The sequence below is a fragment of the Dokdonella sp. genome (assembly GCF_039926425.1).
Taxonomy (GTDB): domain Bacteria; phylum Pseudomonadota; class Gammaproteobacteria; order Xanthomonadales; family Rhodanobacteraceae; genus Dokdonella_A.
This window is the reverse complement of record NZ_JBDSWZ010000077.1, coordinates 1-11,819: the sequence shown is the minus strand read 5'-3', so window position 1 is coordinate 11,819 and position 11,819 is coordinate 1. Positions and strand designations below refer to the sequence as shown.

At 62.1% G+C, this 11,819-nt stretch carries 13 protein-coding genes; 3 read left to right on the top strand and 10 right to left on the bottom strand.

Annotated features, from left to right (window positions below):
* From ABIV12_RS04795 to ABIV12_RS04755, 9 genes are all read right to left on the bottom strand, one after another.
* Positions 1–191, bottom strand: a 191-nt coding sequence (locus ABIV12_RS04795; protein WP_348056786.1) for a hypothetical protein, incomplete at its 3' end; no start/stop codon positions are given.
* A gap of 233 nt (positions 192–424) precedes the next feature.
* The gene (locus ABIV12_RS04790) at positions 425–2,287 is read right to left on the bottom strand and encodes a hypothetical protein (RefSeq protein WP_348056784.1); all 1,863 of its coding nucleotides are present in this window, start codon (positions 2,285–2,287) and stop codon (positions 425–427) included.
* Positions 2,266–2,631 (bottom strand): hypothetical protein, encoded by a 366-nt coding sequence (locus ABIV12_RS04785; protein WP_348056782.1) that lies wholly within the window; start codon positions 2,629–2,631, stop codon positions 2,266–2,268. The genes ABIV12_RS04790 and ABIV12_RS04785 overlap by 22 nt, the downstream gene beginning before the upstream one ends.
* A 208-nt stretch (positions 2,632–2,839) precedes the next feature.
* Positions 2,840–3,178, bottom strand: a complete 339-nt coding sequence (gene mazF / locus ABIV12_RS04780; protein ID WP_348056780.1) for an endoribonuclease MazF — start codon at positions 3,176–3,178, stop codon at positions 2,840–2,842.
* Positions 3,178–3,417, bottom strand: coding sequence for an AbrB/MazE/SpoVT family DNA-binding domain-containing protein (locus tag ABIV12_RS04775; RefSeq protein ID WP_348056778.1), 240 nt, complete (start codon positions 3,415–3,417; stop codon positions 3,178–3,180). The genes mazF and ABIV12_RS04775 overlap by 1 nt, the downstream gene beginning before the upstream one ends.
* A gap of 333 nt (positions 3,418–3,750) precedes the next feature.
* Entirely contained in the window at positions 3,751–4,521 is a 771-nt protein-coding gene (locus tag ABIV12_RS04770; RefSeq protein WP_348056776.1) for an ion transporter, read from the bottom strand.
* 167 nt (positions 4,522–4,688) lie between these two features.
* Positions 4,689–4,970, bottom strand: a complete 282-nt coding sequence (locus ABIV12_RS04765) for a DUF768 domain-containing protein (RefSeq protein WP_348056775.1) — start codon at positions 4,968–4,970, stop codon at positions 4,689–4,691.
* Between the two features lie 139 nt (positions 4,971–5,109).
* Entirely contained in the window at positions 5,110–6,171 is a 1,062-nt protein-coding gene (locus ABIV12_RS04760; protein ID WP_348056773.1) for a hypothetical protein, read from the bottom strand.
* Positions 6,172–6,458: 287 nt separating this feature from the next.
* The gene (locus ABIV12_RS04755) at positions 6,459–7,517 is read right to left on the bottom strand and encodes an MBL fold metallo-hydrolase (protein WP_348056771.1); all 1,059 of its coding nucleotides are present in this window, start codon (positions 7,515–7,517) and stop codon (positions 6,459–6,461) included.
* A 93-nt stretch (positions 7,518–7,610) separates the two neighbouring features.
* On the opposite strand from ABIV12_RS04755, the gene ABIV12_RS04750 reads away from it, so the two are divergent.
* Both ABIV12_RS04750 and cls read left to right on the top strand, forming a co-directional pair.
* Positions 7,611–8,561, top strand: a complete 951-nt coding sequence (locus ABIV12_RS04750; RefSeq protein ID WP_348056769.1) for a LysR family transcriptional regulator — start codon at positions 7,611–7,613, stop codon at positions 8,559–8,561.
* Positions 8,562–8,834: 273 nt separating this feature from the next.
* Positions 8,835–10,100, top strand: coding sequence for a cardiolipin synthase (gene cls, locus ABIV12_RS04745; RefSeq protein WP_348056767.1), 1,266 nt, complete (start codon positions 8,835–8,837; stop codon positions 10,098–10,100).
* 457 nt (positions 10,101–10,557) lie between these two features.
* Here cls and ABIV12_RS04740 read toward each other — a convergent pair whose 3' ends face one another.
* Entirely contained in the window at positions 10,558–10,854 is a 297-nt protein-coding gene (locus ABIV12_RS04740; RefSeq protein ID WP_348056766.1) for a hypothetical protein, read from the bottom strand.
* Between the two features lie 135 nt (positions 10,855–10,989).
* Between ABIV12_RS04740 and ABIV12_RS04735 the strand changes: the two genes are divergently transcribed.
* A partial coding sequence (locus ABIV12_RS04735) for a winged helix-turn-helix domain-containing protein (protein ID WP_348056764.1) occupies positions 10,990–11,819 on the top strand: 830 nt, incomplete at its 3' end.

Below are 11,819 nucleotides of genomic sequence, written 5' to 3'. Positions count from 1 at the left end.
TGATCGATCGCCAGTTGCTCCAGCATCGAGTTTTTATAGGACACGCCCTTTTCATCAGGGACAGAGAATGCGTAGATTCCGCTCAGGTTGGGGCAGCCCGCTGCATCAATTGCCAGCGCGGTTCTGCCCGCCTGATCGACGCCTTGCACCGACTTCGCACATCCAGCCAACGCCACGGTCGACGCCGACATCCACGCCAGGACACTACGCACCCGATATCCCCTGATCTGTCGAAACCATGCACCCCGCGAGATCTGTTCCCGTCGCGCAAGCAGGCCGCTTCTCTCGCCGCTGCCAACGTTACAGGGGATCGAACTGGTCGCGCGATCAAGAGTCGGGTTCACGTCTTGAAAACAATCCATGCATCCAACACCGATCTCTCAAACTGATCTTCATCGTGTTCCGTCAACGATTGCCCCGACACTCATTCAGTCGATTCGAATCCGTTGGCAAACACCACATCCCCATCGGACTGAAGGATCGTCACGCGATTGGCGAGTCCCTCACCGACGATCACGCGGTCGTGTGCAGGATCTTCGGCAATCGAGAACGACACTCCGTTGCGGGAGGCCGACCCGATGACGCTGTTGGACGGCGTGATTGGACCCGTGATGCCACCAGCAACCGCGCTCAGCGTCACCGCGCCTGCTGCGGAAATGTCGCCGTTGTTCCAGTCGGGGCTGTAGACCACATAGTGACCATTGGCGAGCGGGCGGATATACCGTCGGAGGAATTCGCCGGTGCCGATGGTGTCGTTCACGCTGCTGCCCACCAGTGAATTCGCGGTGGAGATGAAGCCATGAATTCCTCCGGCGCTACTGCCCCTTGTGACAGCGCCGGCCCTCGCGATGTCGCCGTTTGTCCAGAACGAGCTCGCAACGACGTAGCTGCCATCGCCCAGCGCCGTCACGCCGCGTGCACCGACCGCGTCTCCGTCGGCAGAGCCGGTCAGCGAGTTGGAGGGCGAGACTTCCGCTGCGAACGGTGCCGACCCGACCGCCCAGGTGACGGCGCCCACGTGGGCGACCGAACCATTGCTCCAGTTGGTGCTGACGACCACGTAGTTTCCGTTGACCAGCGCAACGACGCCTTCGCCGCCGACGGAATCGGAGGAATGGGATCCGGTCAGCGAATTTGCCGACGAGACGAAGCCGGAGATGCCGGTCGCGCCAGGTCCCCAGGTGACGGCACCCACACCGTTGACGCTGCCGTTGCTCCAGAGAGCGCTTGCGACAACGTAGTTGCCGTTGGCGAGCGCAGTGACGCCGGACTGACCCACCCGGTCACCGGAATGCCCCACCAGCGAATTGGTTTGCGTGACCGGCCCGACCAACCCGCTGTCGCCGTCCGCCCATGTGACGGCGCCCGCGCCGCTTGCCATGTTGCCGTTGTTCCATGAAGCGCTCGCGACGACGTAGTGGCCGTTGGCCAATGCGACGACGCCGTCGCTCCCAATACTGTCGAACGTGGTGGTGCCGACCAGCGAGTTGCCCACGGAGATTGCTCCGGCCAACCCGGTCGTTCCGTTCGCCCACGTGGCCGCGCCAGCGGCAACCACCTGACCATTTTTCCACTCTGAACTTGCGACGACGTAGTTGCCGTTCGACAGTGCCGTGATTCCCGGATATCCGACGTTGTCGCCCGCGGAACTGCCGACGAGCGAGTTGAGCGCCGACACCGGTCCGGCAATGCCGGTGGTGCCGTTCACCCACGTTGCGGCTCCGGCTGCCTGGAGAGGCCCGTTGTTCCACGCCCGGTCTGCGACGACAAAGTTGCCGTTGGCAAGCGGCGTCACCGAGCCCGCGTCATGCCAGCCCACGCGATCGTCGGTCGTACTTCCGATCAGCGAGTTGGCCGGCGAAACGACACCCGTTGTGCCTGTGCTCCCATTGCCGAGGGTGACAGCGCCAACGCGCTGGACACCGCCGTTGTTCCAGCTGCCACTCGCCACGACGTAGTTGCCGTTTGCAAGCACCGTGATTCCGTCCACGCCCACGCGATCAAAGTTGGTGCTTCCCACCAGCGAGTTGGATGGCGAGACGGCGCCGGTCACACCCGTGGTGCCACTGCCCCAGGTCACGGCGCCGGCAGCGAGTGCCGAATCACCATCCGAGAAATTGCTGTTGATCACGTAGTTGCCATTGGGAAGCGCGGTGATCCCTTGATGGAGGCTCGTGGAGCCGATCGCCTGCCCAGGGTTGTTTCCAATGAATGAATTTTCCGATGAAACGACAGTGGACAGTCCGGTCACACCATTGACCCACGTCAGCCTGTCGAGTTCAACCACCGCGAACTGCTCGCCACGAAATGTCCGTTCGCCAGAACGGTGACTCCATCGCTCCCGACGTGGTCGTTTGCATGACTGCCCGTCAACACCGATATGAGCAAACCCGTGCGATCGAACAAGTAGACGGCGCCGATGTTGGGCGTGGCTCCCGCTCCGAATTCCGGATCGGTGACGACGATGTTTCCGCTGGCTAACACGACAACGGCACGTCCGAATGCGCCGCTGCCCGCAGGCGCGGGAATGTCGGTCTGCGAAGCCGAAGCGCTCGCAACCCATGTCGCTGCGAGCATGCAGAGGCCGCATACCGACGATGCGTTTGTCATCGCGATGCCGAATGTCTTCACTGGCTTCCTGTTCCTTCCATCTTCAACAACCGGATTGCTTTGACTTCAGGAAAGCATGAAGTGCGTGTGCAGCCGATTCAGGGTATCGCTTCACGGCTCGTAGAGGAACGGGATTCGGTTGGCGCTTCCAAAAACAAAAGAAAAACGGGAGAAGATTCACTTCCGGTTTTTCTGGAAGCAAACGCGCTTTGTTTCCAGCACCGATTTTTCAGGGTTCACCGATCAGCGCGATGGCTTTGGCGCGTACTTCGGAAAGTTCCGCGGGAGAGGCTTTGCCTTTGCGAACCGCGCGGCGCACAACCCAATCCAGGCTTTTCACCTGATCGGCCAGCGCCGCGCCATTGCGCTTGCCGGCAATCTGCACCTCAAACGGGTAACCCTTGATGCGAGTTGTCATGGGGCAGCACACCATCAGACCGGTCTTGTCGTTGTACGACGACGGACTCAGCACCAGCGCAGGCCGGTGTCCGGCGTGCTCATGTCCTGCCTGCGGATCGAATTGCAACCACACGATATCGCCCGCGTCCGGAACGTATCGACGCACCATCAAAGCGCTTCCTGGCCGACCGCTCCGAAGTCCACGGGATCGTGAAGATTTTCCACCGTGATGGCATCGACGAGTTGCGCAAGTTTGTAAGCGCGCGGCGCCAAGGGCGCGATAATGATCCGACCGTCTTCGGCACGCACATCCACCGGTTCGTCCAGCCGTAGACGCAGCGTTTCCATAATCGAGCCCGGAATGCGCACGGCAGCACTGTTACCCCATTTTTTGACGACGGTCTGCATGACTTGATTCCGGGAGTGTCTACATAGTAGATACTAAGGGCGTGTGGGGCTGGCTGCAAGTCCATCAGCAACGCAAGGCATCAGGTTCACCTTCCCCAAGCAGTCATGTCATGCGCCTTGCGTGGAGGTCCTCATGCGTACGCCGGTCAATGCCAGGCGAGGAAACAAAAACCGGGATCACGTTCGTGTTTCCATCTTGCTGAAGTCCTCGCGCGCCGTGAGCCACGCCTTTCGCGGAAGAGAAACGGCTGTACGGACACTCGAGGCCAGTGTGACCTGATGGGGGTTGACTGGATTCACGCTAACCGTCGTGCGACTCCGACGGTCTGCTTGCTATCTGTGCGGCAGATCACGAAGTCGATCCATCCGCTCTGCCAGCGATTTCAGTTCTTCGACGTCCATTGCGACGAGTGCCTTGGCAGTGGTTTCGATGCGGGTTTCCGGAGTTTCGCTCGCGCCGTCCAAGGGCCGAAGGAACCACGCTGCGACATAACCCGTGTAGATCCCTGCGAGACCCACGCCCGCAACCATCAGACCTGCGGCAAGGACGCGGCCTTCGGATGTCACCGGGTAACGATCTCCGTAGCCGACGGTGGTAATGGTCGTCATCGTCCACCAGAGCGCATCTTCGGCGGTCTTAATGTTGGCGTTGGGTACGTCCTCGAAGTGGAGGATACCGATGCTCGCGAGGACGATGAGCAGCAGAGCCATCAGCGTTGCGGCCAGCATCGCGCCATGCGCGCGGCGCTGCAGGATGAAGGAGGCAATGACTTTCGCCGACCGCATCGCGCGCAGTACACGCAAGAGCCGGAAGATCCGCGCGGCGCGGCCGGCGCGGAACGCATCGATCGTCGGAATGCTGGAGATCAGGTCGATCCAGCCCCAGCGGATGAAGTACTGCCATCGATTCGGTGCGCGCCTCAACGTGACGAGGAAGTCGAGGAAGAAGATCCCGCAAATGACATCGTCGGCATAGTCGAGGATCCGCCGCGTGTCCGGACCCATCGGCAGCGCGACGCTTGCACCGATCACAGCAAGGCCGACAACACTGAGCACGAGCGTGAAGAGCAGGTAGGCGGTATGACGGGTATCGCGTTCTTCCATGGCGGTGACGACGGACTCAGGTTCGATAACCGGGCAGAAGGTACACGACCCCATCCCACCTGAAAAACACAGGACAACGATGGAGGTGCCCTGGACTGCGTCGTCCGCTCGCACCGCCGCTCATGTCAAACGTCCGACGTCACAACAAAACGTTCTTGATCCCAGACTCAGTCGCCATCTTCATTCTCGCGCGCGAGTTGCGATTTGAGGTGATAGGCATCGATGGAAAACTCGGTGCTGTCCGACGCGGCGGCGAGGATACGGGGCTCGAGGCCTTCCCTCTCTTCCCCGGTCTCGATGGATGTGAAGCCGGCTGCTGCCGCTTCTGCAAACAGTTTTTCGGTTAGCCGCTTTGCCTTCGCGTCGTAGCTCTCCACGTCGGGATTGGCGCCGGGAGGGATGTTTTCCTCGATCCATTCGTTGGCCCACCTCATGAAGCGGTTGCTCATGACTGCTCACTCCATCTTCGTGCATCGGGTTCGACAAGCGGTGTCAGGTATGCGGATCGCGAGCGCTGCGTAAACCTGATTCCCGTTCCCGGAATCGTCCGATTCGCCAAAACGCATCGGGCGCTCTCTCGCCGATGACTTACACCGCAGGAAAAACCGGTGTATCTGATGCGGACTCCGCCGGATGCACGACCCAGGCGCGCGAGCCGCAGGCTTTGCACGACAACACGGCGCTTGGCGGGTCTTCCATCGAACGGTCGTACGCATGCGGTTCTTCATAGACGACGAAATCGGGCAGCGAAAAACTCTGGGAGAGCACCGCGGCGTCGACACGGCACTCTGCTCTGACGCTTCCGATCGAGTCAAGTTTCACGCACACGCCGCTTTGACGCATTGCGCGTTCAACCGGCGCGAGATGCGCACAACAAGTGGTGGCCCGAGGGTCGAGGTCGTACTCGACCCTGTCGGGCGTCCAGAACACGTCGCCTGCGTCCAGCATTGCAGCGTAGCGCTGTCTGCGCGGGTCGATGGCCATTGCAGCGCGCCATGCGGTGTACTCGGCCATTGCCGTGGATGTCGGACGATGAAGACGTCTGAACGCGCGTGGTGCAGGTGTCAGCGGGCCGCGGCTTTGCCGCGCTCGGCGCAAGCCAAGAGCGATTGCGGTCACGAGAATGAGGAGTGCTGGTGCAAAGCCTGCAGCGAGTTCGGCCGGAACGCGCTGATGATTCACGCGGAATCCAAGGGCGATCACCACCCAGAACGCGGAAGCCACGCCAGCCATTGCGACCAGCAAACTGCGTTGCGCGCTCCAGCGACTCGCTGCGGCGGGAGCGCATGACGTGCTCGTACGACCATCGGCCGGCACACTGGGCTGCTCAAGTGGAATGTGGAGGGCGGCTTCGTCTACACCGGTGGACGGGTCGAGCTCGCGTTGATGACCTGCAAATAGCCAACCGCCAATTGCCCCGACTGCGAGCAACGGTGCAATCAGGACCATCACCACCAACGACAGGCCGCCGATCCAGCCCAGTGTGTCGCTCCCGAGCACATTCGAGACCACGATCAGCAGCAGGGGCGCGCCGAGCACTGCCGCACCGGCAACGACGCAATGCAGGACACCGCTTCGTCGCCGCCGTAGCCACCAGCCTACGCCCGCGCCGACGAAAAAGAGGGCCAGCGATGCGACAACCTCGGTCATCGAGTGGTTTCCACGCACGTCCTCCTGATGAGTCTCCGTTCCGCACTGGCCCGGCATCATCCCGTTTCATGGCGAACGTTGTCGAGGATCGCGTCGGCGCGATTCACTCGCGTTCGCGGGAAGTGAATCTCCACCGTCTCGCCGCCGGAAGCGCCAGGGAACTCCTGCACTGGTCGTCATTCCCGCGAACGCGGGAATCCAGTGGGATCTCCTGCGCGAAAATCATCGGCCAGATGAATTCCCGCGTTCGCGGAAATCACGACAGACTGACGTGTTCGGGCGATGCCTTAGGGCTGGGCGTCCCGGTTGCGATAATCCGTCGGCACGTAGGTGAAGCCGGCATTCTCCTTGCGAAGATGCCCAATGCCCGGAAAGGGGAGGTGGGCTCCCGCCACCATGTCGCGTTCGTCAGCCAGCCGCGTGAACTGCCGGTTGCGTTGCGACCCGGCCGCTGGCTGGTCGACGTCGTACGTGATGGTGACCTCGGGATGCGCCATCTGGATCGATTGCACATGCAGGATGTCGCCGATGAACTCCAGCGTCTGTCCGTTGCTGCGAAGGACGTAGAACGCATGACCCGGCGTGTGTCCGGGTGTCGGCAGGGCGCTGACGCCGGGCGCGACTTCGCCGGCACTCTTGAAGCCGCGGACCTTTCCGGCCTTCACGTACGGTGTCAGGCTTTTCGTGGCCTGCTCGAAATAGCTTTTGTCGTAACCGTCCACACCGGCCTGATTCGCGGGAGCCAGGAAAAAGTCGATGTCCGGTTGCCCGACATGGATCGTCGCATTGGAAAAAACCATGCGCCCGGCTGCATCGACGAGGCCACCGCTGTGGTCGGTGTGCACGTGGGTCAACAACACGTCGTTGATCTGCTCGGGGCGATAACCGGCACCGCGCAGGCTGTCAACCAGCTTGCCACCCGCGCCCGCGCCGAAAAAAGCGCCGCCGCCTGTATCGACGAGGATTCGTTGCGTACCGGTGTCGATCAGGTACGCGTTGATCGATGCCTCGACCGGATTTGCCATGAAGGCGCGACGGAGCATCGAATCGATCTCGGTCACCGAGGCGCCCTTGAGGAGCGCGTGGAGATCCTGCGGTACCGTGCCATCGGACAGCGCGACCACGTCGACGTTGCCGACGCGAAAACGGTAGAACGCACTTTGCTTTGCGCCGGGCGCGGACACTGCACTCGCGTGTTCCGTGGACGGCTCGGCGGCGTATGCGCGGGTCGGATTCAGGCCATTGAGCGCCAGCGCCAACAGACACGCGGCGGCGACGCCGGTGAACCGCAGGAACATTGGCGCGAACTTGGCGCTCGGGGTCGTGTGAAAATAGGTCGGGTTCATCGTGTGCCTCATCTGTCACTGGAAGAGATGCGACGATAGATCGGGTGACGTGCCGGGTGTGAGTTTGAATGGGTGATACGAGGTATCGATCGGGTGGATATCAGACGTTCCGAGTTGCCATTGCTCATCTCGCTCGACGCGCTGCTCGAAGAGTTGAACGTCACACGGGCCGCGCGCCGGCTCAACATCAGCCAGTCCGCGTTGTCGGGCCAGCTGGCGAAGTTGCGTGACATCTTCAACGACCCGCTGCTGGTGCCGGCCGAGAGCGGTCGCGGCATGGTCGCCACGCACCGCGCGCAGGAACTGAAGACCAAGCTCGGCGACGCGCTGCGCCAATTGCAGGGCGCCGTCCTGCCGAGCGGGGTGTTCGATCCGGTCACCGCGCAACGCACCTTCGTGATCGCGGCAAACGACAGCGTCTTCACTATCCTCGGCGTCCCCGCGCTCGGCCGCATCCTGGGTTTCGGCAACCGTGGTTTGCGCGTCAGTTTCGTCAGCTCATCCGACCAGGAATTGAGGGAGCGCATGGAGCGCGGCGAGATCGACCTGTTCCTCGGCGACACCGGAAAGGTGCCCGACACGCTGAAGTCCCGCTTCCTGATGAGCGACTCGTTCCTGATGGCGCAGCGCAAGGGGCATCCGCGTGGCAACCGCGCGGCGACGCTGGATGAGTATTGCGCCTTGTCTCACGTGCTCGTGTCGCAGCGTGGAGAATTCCATAGCCACATCGACGAGCTGTTGAGCGCAATCGCACGTAAGCGCGATGTCGCAATCACTGTTCCCAGCTACAACCAGGTCGCTCTGGTGCTCAGCCATTCCGATTGTGTCGCGACGCTGCCGAGGCGTTTGCTGATGCGTTACCGCGCCATTCTGGACATTCTGCCGGCGCCCATCGAAGTTCCGCCGTTCCGGCTCGCGATGGCCTGGCACGCGCGTGCGCATGCCGACAATGGAAACGTCTGGCTGCGCGAGCTGTTCGTGGAACTGGCCACTTCACCGGACGATGCGGATCGCGATGCGCAGTCGGGTGACGGGAATCGTTGAGCGCATCCAAACGGCTGCGCGTGATCGTGCAAGTTCACTCGATCGATCAAGCGGAAAAGCGACGAAACGGAAGCGCAAGTCCCAATCGCTTTTCCATCCTGTGAACCCCCTGTGACGACGGCGCCGTCGGGCGACGGATCCAGCGCCGCCGCAGGTACATCACGCGCCAACCCATTAGAATCGCCCGGTGTCGCGTCCGGGCGGCGACTCGCTTTTCTGCCCGACGAACGGAACATTCGTTCGACGCATTCCCGATCAGAAGGAAGTTGAACCATGTGGATGGTCGTCGCGTATACGGTCGTCATCACGGCGTTTGCCGTCGTGATCCTGATGAATTTTCACCGGCCCGAGAAATCGGTGCGCCATGCGGTGAAGCATTGTCATGCGATCGACGATCCGCAGTTCGCGCGCGAGATGGACGCGATGCTCGGGCCGGATGTGCTCGATGGCAATGCGATCACGGCGCTTCAAAACGGCGATGAAATCTTTCCGTCGATGTTGAAGGCCATTCGGGAAGCCTCCCGGAGCATCACGTTTGAAACCTACATCTACTGGTCCGGCGAAATCGGCAAGCAGTTTGCGGACGCACTGAAGGAGCGCGCTCGGGCCGGCGTTCCGGTGCACATCATGCTCGACTGGGCCGGATCGGCAAAAATGGACGGCTCCTTGCTCGACGAGCTGGTCGACGCAGGGGCCGAGGTCGAGAAATACCATCCGATCCGCTGGTACTCCATTGCGCGATTGAACAACCGGACGCACCGGAAGTTGCTCGTCGTCGACGGTCGCATTGCATTCACCGGTGGCGTCGGCATCGCCGATCAATGGCAGGGGCATGCCGAGGACCCTGAGCACTGGCGGGACATCCATTTCAGGGTCGAAGGGCCGGTGGTGGCGCAGATGCAATCGGGTTTCATGGACAACTGGATCAAGACGACCGGTCGGGTCTTGAACACCGACCTGTACTTCCCCGCACTGCCTGCGGTCGGCGACAAGCGCATGCATCTCTTTGTCAGCTCGCCGGGCGGCGGCAACGCGTCGATGCATCTGATGTACCTCCTCGCCATCGCTGCCGCCCGGAAGTCGATTGATCTGCAGGCGGCTTATTTTATTCCCGACGCTCTGATGGTGAAGGCACTGATCGATGCACGGAAACGCGGCGCCCGCATTCGTTTGCTGGTGCCGGACAAGCACATCGATTCACGACTGGTGCGGATGGCTTCGCGACGGACGTGGGGCGACCTGCTGGCCGCGGGGGTGGAGATTCACGAATACGAAAAAACAATGATGCACAACAAGATGCTGATCATCGATGGCTTGCTCGTTTCCGTCGGCTCTACCAATTTCGACATGCGCTCGTTCAACCTCAACGACGAGGCGAGTCTCAATATCTATTCAACCGCGTTTGCGAACGCGATGACGCAGGTGATGGAAGCCGATCTCGAAGACACCACACGTTTCACGCTGGACGACTGGAAGCGACGACCGTGGCACCAGAAGATCGGCGAGGTGCTTGTGCGGCCGATCGAGTCGCAGCTCTAGGCATCTGCGAAGTCTTCGAGGTCGGTAGGACGGCTACGGGTCGGGGCGGGTGGATTCGCGGAGTCGAGCGGCAAGCCGATTGTGCGGTCGCCCGCTGAATCGCACCATCGGGTCGTGGTCCACAAAGTGGACATTTGGCTGAGTGTGTCAAAGAGCTGGCATGGCTGGTCTTTCGTCACTGTTCGGCGGGGGCTGCCAGGGGAATGGATGCTGCGCCGACCACTTGCGTCGATCCTGTTGGCATGACTCCTCGCAGGGTTGTGTGCGCTGATCGTCAAGGCGGATCCGCGCGCCGGCAATCCAGCGAAACAGTCCGTCGGCCACCATAGGCCGCCGTGAACTGCAGCGCGACTTCGCGTGCCATGCCCTGGAGGTGCCACGTCAGATCGAGGCACCCACGTCCCGGCACGAACTCCGTCGCGGGCCGCAGGCAAAACCAAGGCATGCCTGCTGGCCATCATTTTCCTGCGAACGTGCGTGCTTGCGGGGGAGCAGGGTCGCGATGGGACATCCACTGCACGAAGCGCGCGCCGTGCATGCATTGCCGTTGCACCTCCAGCACCAGACGCGTGCGTGCGGCGTAGGTTTCGGAAAAATTGTGAATGTCGAGGCGCTCGCCGACGTCGCGCATGCTCGGCAGCCGCATCCGATGGCAGTCGATCGGCTCGGGCGTTGCCGCCTGGGCTGGTGCGACAGAGGCGGTGAGGATTGCCAAAGCGAGTACGCTTGCGACGGAACCGATGGACATGATCATGGGGTACTCCTTGAGGGGTCAGACGGTGGGTGTCCGTGCCGCGGGTCCGGTCAACGGGTTGAATCCGGGTCGCTTCACGGTTTCGGAGACTCGGCGTCTGCGGCACGGAAGTCGTTGGAACGTCGATGAAAAATCATGATTTCTTCTGAATCCGGCGCAGCCGCCGACCGCGTGCGGCCCATCGCTTACCTGTTCGGCCCGTTTCGGCTGGACCTGCGCAGTCGCCAGCTGCTGCGCGCGGACGACACCCCGGTTGTGCTCACGTCCAAAGCGTTCGATACGCTGCTGGTTCTGGTCGAGCACGCGGGCGAGGTGCTCGGCAAGGACGCCCTGATGAGCGCGCTGTGGCCGGGGCGGGTGGTGGAGGAGAACAACCTCAACCAGAAGATCTCGACCCTGCGACGCGCGCTCGGTGCTGCCGGTTCGCCCGACCGCTACATCGTGACCGAGCCTGGACGTGGATACCGCTTCGTCGCCGAGGTGCGCGCCGTGCACGACAGGCCGACGGCTGCCGCGCTTGCCGTCGACGACGTGGAGGCACCTTCGATAGCAGGAGTTGTCGACGAGCAGACGGTTCGACGCAGCGCATCGCCGCCCATTGAACATGTCGCCCAGCCCATCGGCGCTGGCGGCCGCGTCGGTCTGTGGCTTGGAACAGGTGCGTTCGTCGTCGTCCTCGCCATCGTCGCGTGGCAGATGGTGAATCGGCGCGTGCACGTTGACACCGGTGCTGTGGACTCGAGCGCAACATCGACCGGCAACACATCGGTGTTGCGGACGTCCAACGCGCTGCTCGTGCTCCCGCTCCACGTGATCGGGAATGTGCCGGACGACGCGAGCTTCGCCGAAGGACTCGGCGAAGAGTTGATCAGCGTGCTGGCGCGCGTCGACGGGCTACGCGTCATTGCGCGCGACTCCGCGTTTCGCGCACGACCGGCAAACGAAGACCTCGCACAGACCGCGCA